This window comes from Achromobacter sp. AONIH1, assembly GCF_002902905.1.
Lineage (GTDB): Bacteria > Pseudomonadota > Gammaproteobacteria > Burkholderiales > Burkholderiaceae_B > Achromobacter.
The window spans coordinates 3,058,906-3,076,989 of the sequence record NZ_CP026124.1 but is presented as its reverse complement, the minus strand read 5'-3'; the positions used below and the strand labels follow the sequence as shown (position 1 = coordinate 3,076,989).

The 18,084-nt window shown below is 60.5% G+C and carries 26 protein-coding genes and 1 tRNA gene; 2 read left to right on the top strand and 25 right to left on the bottom strand.

Annotated elements, in window-relative coordinates; genetic code table 11:
- Positions 1-7 precede the first annotated feature (7 nt).
- The 13 genes from C2U31_RS14025 to C2U31_RS30550 all read right to left on the bottom strand — a co-directional run bounded on the left by C2U31_RS14025 (position 8) and on the right by C2U31_RS30550 (position 10,651).
- Positions 8-562 carry a hypothetical protein gene (locus tag C2U31_RS14025; RefSeq protein WP_103273318.1) on the bottom strand — a complete coding sequence of 185 codons (555 nt, stop codon included), beginning with the start codon at positions 560-562 and terminating at the stop codon, positions 8-10.
- Positions 559-882, bottom strand: a complete 324-nt coding sequence (locus C2U31_RS14020) for a hypothetical protein (RefSeq protein WP_103273317.1) — start codon at positions 880-882, stop codon at positions 559-561. Before C2U31_RS14020 ends, C2U31_RS14025 begins: the two co-directional genes overlap by 4 nt.
- 11 nt (positions 883-893) lie before the next feature.
- Complete coding sequence (locus tag C2U31_RS14015) at positions 894-1,205, bottom strand: hypothetical protein (protein WP_103273316.1); 312 nt, start codon at positions 1,203-1,205, stop codon at positions 894-896.
- Positions 1,205-2,260 (bottom strand): major capsid protein, encoded by a 1,056-nt coding sequence (locus C2U31_RS14010; protein ID WP_103273315.1) that lies wholly within the window; start codon positions 2,258-2,260, stop codon positions 1,205-1,207. Before C2U31_RS14010 ends, C2U31_RS14015 begins: the two co-directional genes overlap by 1 nt.
- A gap of 85 nt (positions 2,261-2,345) precedes the next feature.
- The gene (locus C2U31_RS14005; RefSeq protein WP_103273314.1) at positions 2,346-3,020 is read right to left on the bottom strand and encodes a head decoration protein; all 675 of its coding nucleotides are present in this window, start codon (positions 3,018-3,020) and stop codon (positions 2,346-2,348) included.
- Positions 3,021-3,060: 40 nt separating this feature from the next.
- The gene (locus C2U31_RS14000; protein ID WP_103273313.1) at positions 3,061-3,699 is read right to left on the bottom strand and encodes a hypothetical protein; all 639 of its coding nucleotides are present in this window, start codon (positions 3,697-3,699) and stop codon (positions 3,061-3,063) included.
- 42 nt (positions 3,700-3,741) lie between these two features.
- Positions 3,742-4,620 (bottom strand): S49 family peptidase, encoded by an 879-nt coding sequence (locus C2U31_RS13995; protein WP_103273312.1) that lies wholly within the window; start codon positions 4,618-4,620, stop codon positions 3,742-3,744.
- Positions 4,620-6,149, bottom strand: a complete 1,530-nt coding sequence (locus C2U31_RS13990; RefSeq protein ID WP_233772772.1) for a phage portal protein — start codon at positions 6,147-6,149, stop codon at positions 4,620-4,622. The genes C2U31_RS13995 and C2U31_RS13990 overlap by 1 nt, the downstream gene beginning before the upstream one ends.
- A gap of 137 nt (positions 6,150-6,286) precedes the next feature.
- Entirely contained in the window at positions 6,287-6,550 is a 264-nt protein-coding gene (locus C2U31_RS13985; RefSeq protein WP_233772770.1) for a gpW family protein, read from the bottom strand.
- Between the two features lie 10 nt (positions 6,551-6,560).
- Positions 6,561-8,711, bottom strand: coding sequence for a phage terminase large subunit family protein (locus tag C2U31_RS13980; protein WP_103273309.1), 2,151 nt, complete (start codon positions 8,709-8,711; stop codon positions 6,561-6,563).
- Entirely contained in the window at positions 8,653-9,276 is a 624-nt protein-coding gene (locus C2U31_RS13975; protein WP_103276368.1) for a hypothetical protein, read from the bottom strand. The genes C2U31_RS13980 and C2U31_RS13975 overlap by 59 nt, the downstream gene beginning before the upstream one ends.
- A 381-nt stretch (positions 9,277-9,657) precedes the next feature.
- Positions 9,658-10,443 carry a hypothetical protein gene (locus C2U31_RS13970; RefSeq protein WP_158658375.1) on the bottom strand — a complete coding sequence of 262 codons (786 nt, stop codon included), beginning with the start codon at positions 10,441-10,443 and terminating at the stop codon, positions 9,658-9,660.
- A 10-nt stretch (positions 10,444-10,453) separates the two neighbouring features.
- Complete coding sequence (locus C2U31_RS30550) at positions 10,454-10,651, bottom strand: hypothetical protein (RefSeq protein ID WP_158658374.1); 198 nt, start codon at positions 10,649-10,651, stop codon at positions 10,454-10,456.
- A 74-nt stretch (positions 10,652-10,725) separates the two neighbouring features.
- On the opposite strand from C2U31_RS30550, the gene C2U31_RS30985 reads away from it, so the two are divergent.
- A complete protein-coding gene (locus C2U31_RS30985; RefSeq protein ID WP_233772768.1) occupies positions 10,726-11,202 on the top strand; it encodes a DUF1883 domain-containing protein in 477 nt (158 codons plus the stop codon).
- 15 nt (positions 11,203-11,217) lie between these two features.
- Positions 11,218-11,568, top strand: coding sequence for a hypothetical protein (locus tag C2U31_RS30545; RefSeq protein WP_158658373.1), 351 nt, complete (start codon positions 11,218-11,220; stop codon positions 11,566-11,568).
- A 464-nt stretch (positions 11,569-12,032) separates the two neighbouring features.
- Here C2U31_RS30545 and C2U31_RS13945 read toward each other — a convergent pair whose 3' ends face one another.
- The 12 genes from C2U31_RS13945 to C2U31_RS13885 form a co-directional block, all read right to left on the bottom strand.
- Positions 12,033-12,311: a hypothetical protein gene (locus tag C2U31_RS13945; RefSeq protein WP_158658372.1), complete on the bottom strand. Its 279-nt coding sequence runs from the start codon at positions 12,309-12,311 to the stop codon at positions 12,033-12,035.
- A gap of 171 nt (positions 12,312-12,482) precedes the next feature.
- Positions 12,483-12,556 (bottom strand) — tRNA-Gly (locus C2U31_RS13940).
- 80 nt (positions 12,557-12,636) lie between these two features.
- Positions 12,637-12,885, bottom strand: coding sequence for a hypothetical protein (locus C2U31_RS13935; RefSeq protein WP_103273302.1), 249 nt, complete (start codon positions 12,883-12,885; stop codon positions 12,637-12,639).
- Positions 12,869-13,237 carry a hypothetical protein gene (locus tag C2U31_RS13930; RefSeq protein WP_103273301.1) on the bottom strand — a complete coding sequence of 123 codons (369 nt, stop codon included), beginning with the start codon at positions 13,235-13,237 and terminating at the stop codon, positions 12,869-12,871. Before C2U31_RS13930 ends, C2U31_RS13935 begins: the two co-directional genes overlap by 17 nt.
- Complete coding sequence (locus tag C2U31_RS13925; protein WP_233772766.1) at positions 13,237-13,656, bottom strand: hypothetical protein; 420 nt, start codon at positions 13,654-13,656, stop codon at positions 13,237-13,239. The genes C2U31_RS13930 and C2U31_RS13925 overlap by 1 nt, the downstream gene beginning before the upstream one ends.
- Positions 13,653-13,844: a hypothetical protein gene (locus tag C2U31_RS13920; RefSeq protein ID WP_103273299.1), complete on the bottom strand. Its 192-nt coding sequence runs from the start codon at positions 13,842-13,844 to the stop codon at positions 13,653-13,655. Before C2U31_RS13920 ends, C2U31_RS13925 begins: the two co-directional genes overlap by 4 nt.
- Positions 13,844-15,238 carry a replicative DNA helicase gene (gene dnaB / locus C2U31_RS13915; RefSeq protein WP_158658371.1) on the bottom strand — a complete coding sequence of 465 codons (1,395 nt, stop codon included), beginning with the start codon at positions 15,236-15,238 and terminating at the stop codon, positions 13,844-13,846. Before dnaB ends, C2U31_RS13920 begins: the two co-directional genes overlap by 1 nt.
- Positions 15,235-16,425, bottom strand: coding sequence for a replication protein (locus C2U31_RS13910; RefSeq protein ID WP_103273297.1), 1,191 nt, complete (start codon positions 16,423-16,425; stop codon positions 15,235-15,237). The genes dnaB and C2U31_RS13910 overlap by 4 nt, the downstream gene beginning before the upstream one ends.
- On the bottom strand, positions 16,422-16,919 hold the full coding sequence (locus tag C2U31_RS13905; protein WP_103273296.1) for a nuclease domain-containing protein: 498 nt from the start codon (positions 16,917-16,919) through the stop codon (positions 16,422-16,424). The genes C2U31_RS13910 and C2U31_RS13905 overlap by 4 nt, the downstream gene beginning before the upstream one ends.
- Complete coding sequence (locus tag C2U31_RS13900; RefSeq protein ID WP_158658370.1) at positions 16,913-17,227, bottom strand: hypothetical protein; 315 nt, start codon at positions 17,225-17,227, stop codon at positions 16,913-16,915. The genes C2U31_RS13905 and C2U31_RS13900 overlap by 7 nt, the downstream gene beginning before the upstream one ends.
- 313 nt (positions 17,228-17,540) lie before the next feature.
- Entirely contained in the window at positions 17,541-17,720 is a 180-nt protein-coding gene (locus C2U31_RS13890) for a hypothetical protein (RefSeq protein WP_103273293.1), read from the bottom strand.
- On the bottom strand, positions 17,717-18,001 hold the full coding sequence (locus tag C2U31_RS13885; protein ID WP_233772765.1) for an XRE family transcriptional regulator: 285 nt from the start codon (positions 17,999-18,001) through the stop codon (positions 17,717-17,719). The genes C2U31_RS13890 and C2U31_RS13885 overlap by 4 nt, the downstream gene beginning before the upstream one ends.
- Positions 18,002-18,084: the final 83 nt, after the last annotated feature.

Here is an 18,084-nt window from a genome sequence, read left to right as displayed (position 1 = left end):
TTTCCTCCTACTGGGGAAGATTGATTGTTGCGCCAGGGAACTCAGTTCCGTCAGGCATGGAGACCTGGGCCTGGACCACCGCCAGTCCCGGGTAGGGCTCCTGATAGAAGTCATCAGGTCCTTGGAAAAACTCCATGCCAATATCGACAACCACTTGGCCCTGATGAAGACCAGAATCCTCACGGGCGGCTTCATCGATCGCTGACCTGAAGAATGGATACTGCTGTAGCAGCCCCATGATGGCCGGATGGTTAATAATGGCGCGCTTGACCTGATCCCTCATCGCCTCCAGATCTTCATACAGCCTCGCCGCCGCCTGATCGTCGTCTTCAGCGGCCCGCTGTACCCGCCCCAGAACACGCAACGTCGTTGTGACATTGAACTGCGGCGCACCGATGCGCCCCAGCCCTTGACCATCCTCCTGCGGCGCCGTGACCACCAGCATGGGATAGTCGCCGTCCCAAGTCGCCAGATCGCGTGGGCTGTACACATTGGCTCCTGCTGTCGTTGCGTCCTTCAACGCATCGACGGCCAGGAGCCGAAGATCCACTGATGTCGTCATGCACTCACCTTCAGTTTGAAATTGATCCAGCCCATACCATCCGGCTGCGGCTCTGCAATCCGATACCGCACGCCGGTTTTCTTTCTGACAAGAATGTCGTTCTGGCCGTATCGCTCCCGCAATTCCACCATCCGCACCCCCACAAAGGGATCGGATGTCGCCATGGCCGGCGTCCCGTCGCTATCGAAAACCTGTCGGCGAAATCCATCATGAAAGACCCCAGTGACGGGATAGCTCAAGCCCGACTTGTGCTCGTACAGAAACTCTTCGCCGAACGCCTTGGATACTGAGCAGTTCACCCGCGCATCGAAATCGATCATGACGCCACCCTCTATTGATCCCCGAGATCGGCTGATCGGCGCGATCGAGCGCCCCGGGAGGTTGCCGCCGGCTGCTGCGTCACAGATTCCTGCCGCGACACCATCTTGATGGTCTGTCGCCCCTGGATGGGCTGAATCACGGCAGCTACTGCGCCCGTCTCTTCCGAATCAAGGGCAAACCCATCTCCTATGAGGGCGTCGGCGTCCGCCCTATCCACCTCCAGGCTTTCACCTGGCCGATATACCTTCCCGTCCTCACCGACGACAGAACGACCTCGCGCGACCTCGATCAGGACGCGCACCTGCTTGTCCTGATCGCTCATCACACCACCTTTGCATAGAGCGCCGCATTGACGCGGCTGGGTATCATCAGCGGAGCCGATTGCATCAGCAGAACGCGCTGCGCCGGGTCCTTCTCCACCCAGGTCTTGGGTGCGAACGGCAGACTCTGGTAGTTGAACTCCGGATCCAGGATCATGCCGAAGGCACGCGTACCCATCAGATCAGGGCCAGACATGATCAGGCCACCGTCCGGCAATAGGGGATGCTCGACGTTGTTGTCATCCACGAACCAATCGCTGTAGATCCACAGATCGTAGGTGCCCCAACGGCCCATGTACTTCGCCCCCTTGACCGGGGACGTTGCGGGGTTCACTTGGTTGCCAAACGGCGCTTGGGCCGGGAACACAATCGCGCCATTGAGCGCGGGATCCTGCTTGAATGCCTGCCAAGCCGAAATCGAGAACACAATGTCCTGCACTTGGGCGCCGGACTTCTTCAGGATCAGGGTCGCCCAGGCCGTCACATCGTCTGACGGGCTGACGCTACCCGGATTGCTCTCCGTTCCGATGTTCGCACGCGTCCAGCGCTTGGCGGACGTTAGACCCACCGTCAGTTCCGGATCTCGACCGAAATCCACAACCACCGTATCGAAGCCCTCACCCTCGACGATGACCTGACCCTTGGTCAGGGCCTGCGCTCCCATCCATTCGAGGCGCCGATTCAGGACATCAACCTGATCGGTCAGTTCGAACTCCAGATTGGCCGCCTCGCGCTCTGCACCAGACATTTCGCCACCGATACGCTCTCCGATCATGCGGCGAACAGGCTTTCGCAGGTCCGGCGCACGCTTATCCTTGATGTATGCGGGCTTGAAGATGTTGGTTTGATAGCGACGCTGCTCAACAAGTTTCCCTTGAACGAGCGGCGATACGAACGGCGCCATGCGACGCAGACCAACGTCCACATCGATCGAGATTTCCTCCGTATCAGCCGTGACGAAGTTCGGAAAAAATCGGTCCAACAGGAAGGTTTGCGCGGTCTTCAAGTTGGGGACGGTCTGGATCAACGCATTGGTGTCATAGACAAAACTGCCCATGGTTCACTCTCCATAAAAATTGATTGCTGCCCAACAAAAACCCCGCTCGGGGCGGGGTGGGCAAGAGGTGAGGTTGATCCGGCGCCTAAGTTGGATCAGCCGCCGATACCGAAGACTTCAGATAGACGCCATTGGGCAACGAGGCTCGCAGGTTATCCAGCGCCCAAGACGGATCGAAGATGATGGCGCGCGCGTTGAATTCGCCCATGAAGTACGCACTACCCGGGCGCGGCCCGGCCGTTGCGTCCACGTCATCGACAAGCACCGCGACGGGGTTCTGACTACCGTCTGTCGCCGTCTTGACGCTCTTGACGAAACTGCCAACACCGTCTGCCACCGTCACAGTGAACGAGTCACCCGAAGCAAAGGCTGTAGTGCCAGCGGAAATCTTGAAGGCGATGCCGCCGGCGTTGTAGTCAGCGCCAACAGTGGCGTCTGCCAACGCAGCGCCTGAAGGGTCCGTCACGTTGAACTTGGTATCGCTGGCGGCAACGAGTGCGTATGCACCGATTTTTTCGCCCGACGCCTGCGTCACGGCCACAGTGCCGTTTCCCTTATTGGAGCTGCCGGCGGCAACGGTGGCGCCGAAGGCGCTGATGCGCCCCAGGATAGTGCCTCGCAGGAGCCTCCCAGCAGCCACCAAGATGTCCTGCGTGATCAGGTTGAGATGGCCGGCAATCAACTGATCCGGCACGAACGTTTCGGCGCGTGCAAACGGGGCCACCGAATTCGGCCCCGAGGGGATGATGCTCAGAGACATTTCCTGTCCCTCCTATGATGATTGAATCGTAGACCTTCTATTAAGCCGCTTCGCCCCGGCGGCGTTTTCCGGCAGCAATGATGAGCTGCGCAGCAGACATCTGCCTGCCATGATTTGCACCGGCCCCGGGATTGGGCAGTTGCGCTGCATTCATGCGGCCATATAGCCCATTGGCGCCACGCGCTGCCCGCATATTTGCCGCAGCTTGTTGATCCAGCACACGTATGGCGGAAGCAGACGACATGCCAGTGGTGAACGCAAGGACAGAAGCTGCCTCGACGCAGCCCTTGTCGATGCCATGCGCGATGATTTTGCCGGCGCGAGTTCGCTCAGCCTTTGCGGCCTTGCGTGCCTTCGGATCCTTGTCATCGTCGCCATCATCCTCAGCTCCTGCTTCATCGTCTTCGTCCTCGGCGTCGGCATCGTCCTGATCGTCCTCCGCGTCGTCGTCCGGTTCCTGAGCGCGCCGCCCTTTGCTGCCTGGCTTGTCGTTCTCGTCGTCCTCGCCGACAACGCTGGCGTTCTTGCGTTCGTCTTCGTCCTCGTCGTCGGCGTCGGGATTGGGCTTCTTGTCGTCGTCCGCCCTTTTCGACGCCCCGCCTGCCGCCTTGGCACCGTTGCGCCGAAGGCTCAGACCAAGAAACTTGGCAAACGGCGTGGTCGCTTTCACGTCACTCATGTTTCATACCTCTATATAGAGAAAGGTCAAAATAATGGCCTGCTACGAGATGGACTCGATAAGAGACCGAAAGGCGGCGTCTGGCGACATCACCGCATCGGCAAGGCCCGCCGAAACACCAGCCTCGCCCATAAACGTGCCCGCTTCCGTCTGACGGACTTGTTCTGCCGACATGCCGCGGTTGCGCGCCACCGTGGCAACGAACAGCGCCCCCATGGTGTCGATGTCAGCTTGAAACCGCGTAAGCGCTTCCTTGGACAGTGGAATCTCGGGGTGCCCATCGGCCTTGCGCTCGCCGTAAGTGATAAACGTCACTTTCACGCCCGCCTCGGTCAGCGCCTGGCTCCAATCGACGTGCATTGAAATCACGCCAATGGATCCGGTGCCGCCAGTTCGCGGCACAACGATCCGATCCGCGGCGCTTGCAATTGCATATCCCGCCGAGTAGGCCGACTCCGACAGTACGGACCAGATGGGCTTTTCACCACGTGCCGCGTAGATCGTGTCTACGAGATCGAAGCACCCAGCGACTTCGCCTCCCGGCGAATCGATGTCCAGCACGATTGCCTCAACGGCTGGGTCGGACAGCGCCTCCAAGAAGTTCTGCCGAATGCCGTCGTAGCCGGTCATGCCCGAATACGGTCTCAGCGTACCGAGCTTCTGCACCAGCGTGCCCTCTACCTGGATCACGGCCACGGGGCCTACCAGGTCATACCCTGTCTGGCGTGCGCGCCCTGGTCCCGAGAAGTCGTCGTCTCCCGAGAATGCGAGCGGCTGCGCCAGAACCTCCGTGCCGTCCAGCCTCATGATCTTGGATACGCCCAGCCGTTCCGCCAGGGCCGCCATGATCACCTCGGCTTTCTCGGGCCGGATGGCAAGCGGTGTATTGAATAGTCTTTGGCAAAGATGCCCGAATCGCATTACGCCCTCTCCTTATCTTCATCGCCAGCATTGGGCGAGCTAGCCGGCGGCTCCTTCGGCTGTTCCACGGACCATACCGGCATTGGCAAATCACGCTCTCGGTAGTACGCCTGTTCAACGGCTCGCTGGTCAGCAACTTCCCGCCAGTCCTCGCCCTGCTCCGACCCCTCGATGTCCAGCGTGGACAAGCCCGACTGCAAGCCAAGAATGGCACCCTGCTTTTCCTTGACGGGATCCACATACCCCTTGCCTGGCCCCATCCACCGCGCCCGGCAGTACTCCGACCTTGCCTCCAAGAAATGCGGCACAGGTCCCGACGGCATTGGGTAGTCGTCCACTTCCATAGACTCTTCCAAGAACGCAGCGGCCACGGGCGCCGAGAAGTTGACGGCGAAGTCATAGCGGCGCCGATGAAACGTTTTCCACGCCTCCAACATTGCAGCTCGAAAGGCGCTGTAGTTGATCTCAGACCAGTTTTGGCTGATTTGCTGCGCTACCAGTCCAGTGCCGGCCGCGACATGCCGCAGCATGGCGCTGGAGAAGCCGTCGTAATTGGCGCTTGGGCGATTTGCAGAAACGGAGCCAATCTTCTCGCCGGGAAAGAGCAGGCTCATTCCGACATCACCCAACGCGGTGCGCCTGTCCTTGTGATAGTTCGCGCGCTCAGCCTGGTACGCGCTCAACTTCGAATCGTCCGCGCTGAGCGCGCCTTCGACCAGCTCATGATCAAATGGGCTTTCGATATAGGCGGCGAAGAAGGCATTGATGATCGCCGCATCAAGCTCTGTGCCGTCGTACTTGATCAGCATCTTGAGACGATTGACAACCGGAGTCAGAAACCCAACACCGCGATGTTGTCCCGCACGCTCTCGATCAAAGCAATGAACAATCACAGGCCGGCCCCATTCCGTTTCCCTGGGGATCCGCTCCCACGTCATCGACCTGGCGGCGCTGAAATAGTCTCCCTGATGCGCTTTGCGAACGTGATAGGCCACAGCTGCGCCGTTTTCGTCGACCTCAACTCCGCCACGCATTGTCTGTTGGTCAAAGCGCAGCTGCGGGTTCGAAAGCCGGTCTGGATCGATGATCTGCACCGCCGTGGCATAACGCGCGCCTCCGGCTCGGATCCGTTCCGGCATCCACCGAATCATCGCCAGCGCATCCCCATCTGACAGAAGATGACGAAACGCCAGCCGGTACTGCTGCGGCAGGGTCTGAAACCGTTCGGAGTCGCAATATTTCGATGTGTCATCCGCCCAGGCGCGGTAGTAGCCCGCGAATGCTTGGCTCCATTCTTCCGCCCACTGATGGTCGAATCCCTTGTTGCCGCTGATCGCGGCCAATGCTCGATAGTCTGGCTTGGCAATCGGGCGGAAGTTTGCACCAACGACGTTGTCGATCGCGCGCGTGACAGCAGCGGACGCCCAGCCATCATTGCGGATCAAGTCGCGCTCGCGCGCAACCATCCGATCCCGATACGGATTGACCTCCCCATCAGGCGAACTCAGGACCGGATTCCAGTCCACCATATGGCCGCCGTGGATATCTGCAGCATCGTATGGCGTATGACTGCCCCCGGACAGAGCCCGCGCTCGGTTCGGGAAACTCGATCCCGTTGAGGGCGGTAACGGCTTCCCGTTGGCCCCTAGAATTTGCACACGTTCACTCATCGCCGGTACCTAAACCCAATCTGGCGCCGGCCGCCCCCCATACCAAGCGCGGCCTGCAAGCTCAGAATCTCTGCCCTGAGTGCAGACAGATCAGTTGCCCGATAGGTGACAGACCTTGCGCCCTCACCCTGCGAATAGCTCACCGAGGCAATCTGCTCTCCTGCCGTCAACTGCAGCAGCGCCATCTGCATCGCCTGCAGCTGCGCGAGCAGCGTTTCCCGGGGAAGCCCGTCATACACGCCCATAGTGATTTCCTTCAAGTTTTCCCGGCTATGCCAACCGGCTCGACAACGATCGGCCCTTGGCAGGGGCGCCCATCGTCTTGACCGAAGGGCCGCGGACTTCGCGCACACTGCCTGCATCGGCTGCCAGCAGTAGTTGCGGCGCCTCGTCTGGCGGCGCGCGACCGTCCAGTACTGTCGCCACGGCGTCCACCTCACGGTTTAGCTTGACCCCGATATGGAGCAGGGAGCAGAGCGCCGCATACGCGTAGACCCGGCAATCAAGTGCCTCGTTGCGCTTTCCATCGGGCAATTCCCACACCCAATACTTGCGCCCCCCGGACTGCTTGACCACAAGACGCTCAGACGTGAGCTGCGAGAAATAGCCAATGTCCCGATCATGCGGAAAGTGCATGTACCCGGGACCCGACTCCGTTCGCGCCAAGCGCCGATAGATCGAATCCTTGGCCGAGTTCACGCCTACGATCACGGGCCGGAATTGCTGCTTGGTCCGCGCGCTCGGCTTCTTTGTCGGCCAAATCGGCGAGCGCTGTCCGTTGCGAGCGGATTCGCCTTTTACGGCATAGACACGCCGCCCGAGTCGGGCCTTTGCGAACTCGTACACCTTCTGTGCATTGTGTCCGCCAGAGTCGATACATGCCGCCTCAACAATGAACGCGCGGCCGTCGTAGCGATACCACTTTCGCAACAAGTAGGCGTCCACGCGCTGCCACACCTCTGGCTCATCCGGGTTTCCCTCGAAGATTTCATAGTCGATGGACCACGATTCCTCGTCGCGGCCCCAGCCAACGATTTCGACCTCAATCCGATCTGGTTGCGTGTCAAGCCCGGCAGTGAGCAGGCCAACGCCAAACGGCACCCTTGCTGGCCAGTGCTCACCACGCGCCGCCAGTTCGTCTACCCGCAACGCCTTGCCCACATTCGCACGATACGGAAGTCCGGCCTGGGTGTTCCACCATGCCTGCAACCTATCCTCATCGCCCTGGGCCTTGAGCCACTTGTCAGCAATGTCCGATGGCTTGTCCTTCGGCCAGGGGCTATAGAGCTTGGATGCCTGAAAGCCCGCATGGGTGTTCTCCACAGGCCAGCCGCCGCACTGCCCGCATCGCGCCCGGTAGAGAGCGTGACGACCACCCGTCCACCAGTCCCAGGTCTGCGTAAGCGCCTGCTCGGCCTCTATGCCGCCGCGCCAGGCCTTGTCGTAGGCGTCCAGCGGCGACTGGCGAGTATCGCAGCACGTGAAAGTCTTGGTCTGGTGCCAGCGGACGGTTTGCAAGGCCCGCAGCCTCTCACCCTCAGACCACTGCGCTCCGCAAGATTCGCAGAAAATTCGCGCTGTCTTTGGAAAGTGTTCCGTCGTGACGCCCTTGTCATCCTGCTTTTTTTGCCATGCGACATGCCGAATGAAGTCCAGAAACTGCCGGTGTCCGCAATGAGGGCAGGACACCGAGGCGCGCCTCTGATCGCTTTCCAAATAGCTCTTCTCAATCCGGCTCTCTTCCTGAACCGTTGGCGAACATGCCCGCACGGACAGCCAATTTGCGCCAAACGTTGCCGTGCGCTCTTCAGCCAGCAGTATGGGATCACCCTCGCGCGTGACGGGATACTTATCCACCTCGTCGGCGAGAATCACCCGCACGGGCCGGCGCGCCAAGTTATCAGGACTGCCTGCGCCGGCCAGCGCCAGGAATCCGCCGGGAAACGCCTTATATAGCAACGTCTCATCCGCGTTGCGCGTCTTGCTGGTGCCTATCAACGCCCGTAGCACCGGCGTTACCCTGATCAAGGGACTGACACGCTCCTTGCTGAACTGTTCGGCCGCGTCTTCCTTGGGCTGCAACAGCAGCATCGGACACGGATCCAGATGCGCGTAGTACCCAAAGATGTTCTCCAGCAACGCCGTTTTCAGCAGCTGTGTACTGACCATCGCCGTGATGATGTGCACGCCAGGCTCGGTCACTGCCAGCATCGGGCCGCGCGCCACTTCGACCGTCGCCGTCTCCCAGCGACCCGACATGCTGCCCGACTCCTTGGCGAGGAACCGGTAGCGGTCCGCCCACTCCGGTACGCTAATGCGCGGCGGCGGGCTGACCGCCTTTTCGGCTGTGCGCACCAGGCGCTCAACCTTCGGAGAAATCAGCTTGCTCGCCTCCCAGGGCTGATAATTGTTTATGGACATGCGCGTTTAGTACCTCGGTCACGCGGCCAGCGTCTGCGCCCAGATCGGCCGCAATCAGCGGCCCCACACGGATCGGCCAATTCAGCCACGCATCCCGCATCCCTCGGAAATGCCCGAACACCACCTGCTCGGCAAGCTCCAGGTCAATGAGCTTGCCCTCCTTCTGTTCGTATTCCAACCGATTGAGCAGCGCGAGATAGACCTCCTTGATCCGCTTGGCCTCCTCAACCGGCATGCTGAGATCGACCGCCGCGTTGGCCGTCAACCGTTCAGCGGCCTCTTCCACCGACTCCCCGGGCAGAAACGTCACACCGCCGCCCAGGGCTCCAGGTGAAGCCGGAGTTTCATTGTCGGTTTCAGGTTTCAATTGAGAAGAAACCTCATTTGAAACCTTGGCGGCCCTTCCATCCTTCCCGTCACGGTACCGTGCAAGCTTGGCGTTCGAACCCTCCACATCGACCTGAGAGCCTTGCGTGACAAGCCATCCCGCCTTTTTCCACTTCGAAACAGCGGTGTGCGAAACACCATGCAGCCGCGCGAACTCGGCTCTCGATACCAGCGTCATGGAACACCTTCGTTGGTTTCAGGTTTCAAATGAGGTTTCATCTCATCTGAAACCAGTTTCATCGCATGCAAAATCGCGCAAAGCCAATACTGGCGCGGGTTTCGGCGGTTTTCGGGATGCTGGGTTGAGGGCTAGCTTTCAAATGAGAAGAAACCGCATTTGAAACCAGTTTCATCGATCACGAAATCGCGCAACGCCAAGCGTGGCAACGGTTTCCGGGGAGTTGATGGGCGGCGGATGAAACCTGGGAATGAAACCTGAAACCAAATTTCGGACCGTCTAGCTGGCCGCACATCAAGGTGCGAATTCCCCTTGCGATATCAAACCCCAGGGAGGACCCGCTCGACCGGAATCCAGTCCCACCGTCCTCTCCTGTTCCATCTATCGCGCTGTCCTCTGTGCCTCTGCCAGTCGAGCCCGCATCCGTGCAGGGAAGTTCTGCTCCACCGACTTGCGCACCACGCCCTCGAAGTCCAACCGCGGCTGATATGTCGCCTGTGGGACGAACATGATGATTGGCGTGACATCCGCCCCGTGCGTGCCTGTTTTCGCGTAGATTCCCGGCCGCAGATGACGGTTCTTGCCCTGCCCCTTCGAAATGAAGTAGGCCACGCCCGTGTAGGTCTTGTATCCCTTCGTCGATACCTTGACCTTGTGGATGCCACGCATTCGCTTGGCCGTCATGTTGGCCTTGTAGCCCTGCTCTCCGAACGCCTGGAAGTAGGACAGGAGCTTGCCCAAGAAGGCACCGGGGATATTGCCGCTGCCGTCGAGGGGCGCACCAGCGGCAGGAACGGCAACGTACCCGCCGGGCATCATCCCCTTCGCCTGCAGCGCCCGTTCAAATCGCTTCTGCCGACGTGCGCCACCCTCGATTTCTGCGGCCAGGATCTTTGACGGCGCAACACCCTTCCCGCTGGCGCTTTCAATCGACACCTGAGCACTCAGATTGTTCTTGTCCGCGGATCTGGTCCGCACGCCGCGAAGCACCCAAGGTGTTGGGTTATCAAAGACCTTCCGCATTTCCGCCTGCACATCCTGCTGTGCCTGACGCGCCACATCGGTCAACGCCCGAGCCGTTGCGAAACGGACTTGCTTTTGCGCAATGCCACGAATCTCCGATTGCATCGCAGCAACGTTGCTGGCGACCGATATCGCTATGCCCAATTTCCTCTCCCTAGCTGATATCCGCTTGACCTGGAATCAGCGCGAACGAGCCGACCAGTAGGCTATTCTTGTCGCGCCAGGTCAGGGCGAAACTCTGCCGAGAAGAACGCATCCGGTGGTCCGTTTTGCGGGTCGTGGCAAGCGAGTAAGCACCCATCCGGGGAAAAGTAGAGGTGAATGATGCGCTCTGGATTGCCAGGGCTGCCATCACCTCTCGATGCTGCCAGATAGATCACTGGAATCAACTCGGCCCTACTGGGCGGTATGTGACAAGGAACGCTCATGAAGACCTCAGAGAATATTTCCAACCTCGCCGACGACTTCCGCGAGCTGGGAATACTCCGATTTCAAATCGGGAAACCCCCCCTGCGAGTTTGCTGGGCGCCCTCTTGTCATGAGCTTGCATCGGAAGGCGAAGAAATCGCCAGCGTGTTACAAAAAGAATCTGACATTAACCAACAGGGCTCAGGCCCACCAAAACTAGGAGATGCCCAGATGGATTTCTTGCACAAGCGCGAGTATTTGCATGAAGGCGATGTCGTAGTGGTTGATTGCTCTCATCGGTGCAATATTTGGGTCACCAACGACACAAACTTCAGCAACTACAAGAACGGGCGTCAGTATCGAGGCTACGGCGGCGGCTACACGCAGCTACCAGCTCGAATACCTATTCCCTCAACGGGATACTGGAATATCACATTGGATCTTGGTGGCGGAAGCGCGAATATCCGACATAGCATCCAAATTCTGAAGGCATGACGATTCAAGACGTGCTTGTTGAAGAGCATTCGCCAGCGCGTCGATAATGCGAGCTTGTGTACCATCAGAAATATAGGATCGGCACGCAAGCCCACCGCTCTGCCCGTCCCGGCTCCAGCGCGACCAGATGTCGTTGCCCTGATCATCACGAAGTATCACTTCCATTGCTCTCTTCCTTTTCTGACACGGAATTACCGTGCGGTTTTCAGCGCCTGGGGCAGCGCGGCTTGGCGAGCCTCTTCCTTCTACAGCGCACGCAAGCACAACAGCTATCGCAACGGCTCGTCAGGCGTCCTCGCTGACATGAAAGACAACCTTGAGCGCATTCGCTCCTGGGCTGAAGTCTGGAAGGAAAAGGGAGACTGACTTCGCATCTGCGGCGCCAAGAAGCAAAACGCGCCCCCGCCGCCGATCCACCGCAAGGAGAGCGGGAGCGTCACGTGGCGCGCTGCTGATGTTATTGCGGACACTGGTCAGCTTGTCCGGGCAATGGCGCATCGTATTGGCCGGTGACCTGACGGTCGGAATGGCCGATGTGCGCCCGCTTGCGCAACCGTATATTGGCTCTGCTTGGCGTCGCCGACCGCGCTAACCAGCGCGGTAATCCTGGATGATCACCCGAGGCGCCCTCTCACCCGACAATTCCATGCACGCGGCCAAGAAAGGGTTGTCCCAAACAGCGCCCTCATCACCACAGCGTTCGTTCGCCAACGCGCGGGCCTGCGCCTCGCACTCGGCCCATATGACAAATCCATGATTCATGTCATATCGTTCAAGCCAGGGATCGTGCTGATCTTTATCGCCAATCGGGCGTAGCTCGTAATACGGCACTATGCCCTCTCCGCATGTTCTCTCTCAGCCTCGGTGTCCACCCAGGCTTTGAGCGCATGGATGCCGGCAAACTCCGTCTTCGACCTGTGGGAGAACGCCGCAATGCGCACCACCAACACGCACAGAAACAACAAGGCCGTGAAGAACGTCCACCAGGTGCTGCCCTGACTGGCCCAGATGCACAAGCCCAACAGGCCGAACGTCAGAATGTTCGATGCCAGCTTCTCCGGCCACGTCTGGCGCAGATCCATCAAGGTGATTTTCTGATCCGTCTTCACGAAGGTATCTCCAACGAGTTGCTGTGAATTTGTGCCGGGTGCCACCAACTGCACGCCGCCCGGCGCGATGCCCCTACCCGCGCGCGCCATGCCCAGCGCGCGATCCCTTGATGGCGAAGGGATGGAGAAACAAAAAGCCCCGCTGGAGTCCCAGGCGGGGCGGATCGCTATTGGAGCGGGCTGCGGGGATCGAACCCGCGTAGACGGCTTGGAAGGCCGCAGCCTGACCACTCGGCCAAGCCCGCAAAAGAAAAATGCCTGTAGCGTTTGCTACAGGCACACTTGTGGACGGGCAAATTGTCGTGTTTTTCGTCGCGTTTCGCACCTACTGCATGTCGCACTTACCCCAAAAATACGTGACGGCGTTGCGCACCCCAGGACGCGAAGGCCGGCAGCAAACCTGCCCCATTTCCTCAAGTGTCTTCACCACTCGCAGAACTCCTTGGCGGGCCGCACTACGCTCCCTCACCGTCAGCTCACGCGCTCCGGTGGCATTGCGCACCAGCTCAATCATTTTGAACTCTCGGCCGGGAAATGCGGCCATCAGGTTGATAGTTTCAGATGCGTATTTCACGTTCCACCTTTTCCATAAATAGACCCAAATACAGCTTGTAGTGGGCGTCTGATAAATCGACTCCGGTTGCCGCTTTGATCCAGCGCTGGGCCTTCTTCATACGCGACAGGGCATCTAGCCCCGCGAATCGTTCATGTCGTTGCGGGTACTCGGCGATGATCACCATCGCCTCATGCTGGGGTAGAGCTTGGTGCAGAAGCTCGACGCCCTGGGCCACATCAATCAGGATCGGGCGATACTCGTCCTCGTCCGAATCCGAGAAATGCACGGGCAGGTTGCCGACCGGAGAACCAGACCAACACCATCGCGCCCAGTTCCAAAGCAGCTCATCGCCAGACAGCACGCCCGCCATCAGATGTACCCCGGCGCGACGTTTGTAGCTGGCAGCATTTCGCGCAGCCATTGCATGGCCGCAGGCCAGTCCATCGTTACCGTGTAGCGGCCCGGCGCCGGCCAGTGCCGCGCGTTGACGTGGTAAGCGTCAACCATGACCGACTCGCCCAGCGCCCCCGTCTTCCTGTAGATCAACACCGGGATTCCCAGCTCGCCGGCCTGGTCCAGAGTCTGCCGCCACCACTTCGCCAACCGCAGCTCGTCCGCGTGCTTGCACTCCACGCTGATCCGCGCGAATGCCGGATCGTCGGCCACCACATCGCTATCGCCGGCCTGGTTGCGCACGCGGCGGCGCCAGGTCGTGCCCGTATCCGCTGTCAGAAGATTTGCGATCTTGCGTTCATAGGCCGCGCCCTTGTTGCGCTGCATTGCGCTCATGCTGCTTTCCTCCGTTTTGCGAACTGGCGTCGCACTTCAGTTTCCAGATACTGCTGGGCCTCGCTGCCGCGCTTGCGGCCCACAAGATTCAGGTAGGGGACTCGCTTGTCGAACGGCAGCGTCAGAACGTGCCTCGCTTCGCATTCCCTGCGCCATTCCTCGCTGTTGGTGTTCTTGGCTTGCGGCATCAGAATGCTTCCTCTTCATCTTCGAAGGTCCGCCGCCCCCGCTTACCCTTCGCACTGGACTTCGTGACGGCCGGGCCGGTGTAGTCTTCAAAGCGCAGGTATTCGCCCCTGTACGCCGCCGGAACCATCCCCAGCGTCCCGTTGCGCTGCTTCATGATGTATAGCTCGGCGTAGCCCTTGAGCGTCGTATCCGGGTCATCCTGCTCTTCCCGATACAGGCCAATCGCAATATCCGCGTCCTGCTCGATCGAGCCGCCGTCGCGCAGGTCCGACAGCATCGGCCGCTTGTTGACGCGCTTCTCGATTTCTCTGGAAAACTGCGACAAGGCATACACGACGATATTGAGCTGCTTCGCCAGACGCTTCAGCCCTTTCGTGATCGCTTCAATCTGGAGCGTCCGGTTCTGCTCGCTGCCTTCCATCAGCTGGAGGTAATCCACGATCAGCACGTCCAGGCCATGCTTGCGGTGTACGGTGCGTGCCTTCGCGGACAGCGCCTGAATCGTCAACGCAGGGGCGTCCTCAACAAAAAAGCGCGCTTCACCAGCGATCTGAGCGGCGCGAGTCAGCCGGGTCCATTCGTCGGGAGTGAGAACCGGCTTGGCTGCGTTCAGCTTCGCAGACGACACGCGCCCCCAATTCGCGACGGATCGGCCGGTTACCTGCTTGGTGGGCATTTCGCCGGACCAGAACGTGACCGAGTAGCCCGCCTCGGCGTTGTTGCAGCCGATGGACTGCGCAAGGGCCGATTTGCCCATACCTGGACGCCCGGCAATCACAACCAGGTCGCCTCGACACGGGCCGCCGTTGAGCTTTTCGTCGAGCGCCTCGATACCCGTGGCGATGCCGGGGTGCGCAACCGTGCCATGGACCCGGCCGTCCAGGTCATCCAAGAAATCGACCATGGCGGACGAAATCGAGACCGGCTCGTCCTGGACGGCACCCAGAGCCAGCTTGCTAAATTCGGCTTGCGCCGCGTCCAGCAGCTCAACGGCGGGCTGGTGGCGCTCGGCCACCAGCTGCTGCACACGGTCAGCGGCTACGGTCAGCTGGCGCAGCAATGCCGTCTCGCGGACGATTTCCGCATACCGGCCGATGTTCGCCAGGCTCGGGGTCGATTCAACCAGGCTGTTCAGGTAGGCCATGCCGCCGATAGCTTCGGCCTTGCCCATCGTCAGCAGGTAGTCGTGGACAGTGATCACGTCGGCCGGGCGTGAACGCAGGATCAGGCTACGCGCCCCCTCGAAGATCAGCCGATGGCCGTGGTGGTAGAACTGCGCCGGCTCCAGGTCGCCCAGGCGGTCCAGCGCCTCGTTATCCAGCAGCAGGCCGCCGAGAATCGCATGCTCTGCGGTCAGGTTGTGCGGCGGCACATTCGCGGCATTGCCGGTCATCGTCCTTGCTCCTTCGTGAACTGCCCGCCGCGAAGGCTGGACACGGTTTCCGGCTTCATCAGCCATTCGAAGCCGGCGTGAGCCGGCAGATTGCAGTTGTCGAGGATCCACGGGAAGAACCGCGTCCAGAAACTCGGTTTCGCAGATAGCGTCAGGAACTTGCGGATCGCACCGGCCCGCCGCTCGCTGTAGATCGCCGGGTCAACCAGCCCCATCGCATCGCCCAGCGTCTCGTTGAACGAGTCGATCACCTCCCGCTCCCGCTCGCTGTAGGCGGTCACGATTTCGTCAGCCCAGGCGCCATCGTTCAGCCACGACGACGGATGCGGGATCATCTGCGGATTGCTCCACTGCTCCGTGGTCTTGGCCTTCTCGATGGCCTCCAGGAACGTTTCCACCAGGGCGTCGTCAGGGTTGATCTTGCCGAATGCCTTCTCGGCCGCCTGGCGGCTGCGCTTGCGGGGATACGCCTGGTAGAAGCGCTCGAAGCGCTCCAGCTGTTCGGCAGTCAGTACGGTCATGGCCCGGCCCTTGCGGCCTGCTCGCGTACCCTGCGGCGCAGTCTCGGCCCGACCTTCCTGGTCTGCTCGTGCGCCGTCGTTGCCCAGCTCCCCGCGATCCGCTTGCGGAGCGCAATGGGGTTTATCTTTTTGTCTTTTGATATTTTCTTTTGGAGTTGTCTTTTGTGGTTGTAAGTCTGACAACACCCCTGTTGTAGCTTCTACAACACCGCTGTTGTAGGAGTTACAACCCTCTTCCTCATCTTCTGTTGTAAGTTCTACAACAGCAGCAGCCGCGCCGCCCTTCCAATGCGCGACGACCAACTCCACGCGACCCGGCTTCATTCCCCACAGCGTGTAGTCCTTGTTGATCGACAGCATCTGACCATGGCGCCCCCGCGAGCGATTAAGCATGCGGCGAGACACCAGCCCCGCAACGGCGCGGCTCAGATTGCCCCTGTCGCCGTCCGTCATAGCTGCCAGTTGCGACAGCGCGATATCGTCCTCGGTCTTGTTGAAGCCGTAGGTCTTTCGGATCACCGCCATCATGACCTCCCATTGCTGCTTGCTCAGGTCGGCGAGCACCAGCGCCCCCAACAGCTCATTGGAAATGCGCGTGTAGCCGTCCTCGACCTGGGGCGATGCAGCGGGAACGGCGATGGGCATGGTCAAGATAACGGCGCTCATTCAGCCGTCCCGTAGTTCAGTTGAAAGCCGCGCTCGGCTTCGTCCGGCCACTTGCTTAGGGTAATGAGCCGCGCCCGCGTCAAGCGCAGGCCAGGCACGAAATAGGACAACTTCAGGGCGTGCGACTCGCTCGATTGGTCGATGAACCAGTGGCACGCAACGCAACCGAAAGCGATGGCCCAATCGTGGGCCTTGATGCCCTTGCCCTTGCCGTCCTGCAAGCGGTTGGAATGGCATGCAACGGTGCTGTCAGTGCCACCCTGGCACCACCCAGGCACGCGCAGCAAGCATTCCTCGCCCTCGGCCAGCTCAAGTAGTGCCTGATTGCGGTAAACGGTCTTGGGCGGCTTCTTTCCCCCCTTCTTGCGGGCCTTCATCGACGCGCGGGGCGGCGGCTTGGGCTTCGTGGCTCGGATCGTCGGCGCCGTGGACCTCGGCGGCCTGCCTCGCGCCATGGGCTTGCGCCGCTTGAGCGGTGTCTTGCGCGTCAGCATGCTTTCACCCACTTCCCATCCACCCTCACCCACTTAGGCAGCAACCGCTTCCATCCGGTATGCCGCCCGTAGTGATCGATCACCTTGCCAACATGGCCGGCCTTGAATGCTTTGATCAGACGCGATTCGATAATTGCCCTTGCAGCGACCCACCGATCGCCGTCACACCAAGGCTCCACGTCCTTGAGCTGCGGCTTAAGCGCGAGCGCAAGCTCGGTCCTGTCGATGGCGCCGGTTGCCCGCATGATCGCGTCGTCAATTTGCGCCAAGGCGACCGCGGGCGCCTCGTAGCCCATCCAGATGTTCAAGGGGTTAGTCATGGAACCCCCGCGATTCCCGGTAGGGCCGGCGGATTGCCGCATGAAACAGCGTGGCCGCGTCGGCTTTGTGGTCCAGCTCGGCCCGGCTTTCTACGCCGCACACGTTGCGCACGAATTGCGCCGCGTGCTGTTGATCGCTCACGCCCAGGGGAGCGGCGCCGATGCGAGAGACAACCCATTCTTGGAACCCTGTCTGCCCGCACAGCTGCGCGGCCAACCGCGCCAGCGCCGCCCCCTTACCTGCCCCCGGCGCAAGTCGCACGCGGTCAGGGCTTTGTGAATTCGCTCGTTTATGCATCGCTCAGTGCCTGGTAGAAAACTCGGTGACGTGGCCGATCACGCTCATCGCGCGCTCCAGTTGAGGGTCCTGGCGCTCACGCAGCCGCATTTCTTCGTAGACCTTCGCCACGTCCTGGCCATGCAGGCGCATCGCTTCATCGCAGGCGAGCTGGGCAATCTTGAGGGCTTCGTCATAAGTCATGCGGCCCTCTGAGCAGCAATCACTTCTTGCATGATCGTGAGACGCCCAAGATGGTTGAGATACTGGCTCACCGCATAGTTGCCCACCGCAGCCTCAAACGCATTGATCTTCTCGGCCGGCAGGTTCAACCGCGGCGCGCCGCTCGGCAACAGCGGATCCTCGTGGAGGTAGCTGCTGACGTGCTGCGGGTACATGCCGCACAGCTCCGCCAAGGTCCGCATGGTCATGCCACGCGGCTGGCGCATATCCCAGGCAAGTCTCACCGCCTGGCGGTAGGTCACGCACCGCGCAATCTCCGCCTTGTCTACGAACTGCATAGGTTCAGACGGCCGGATGCGCAGGACATCGGAGCTAGCCCCTTGTT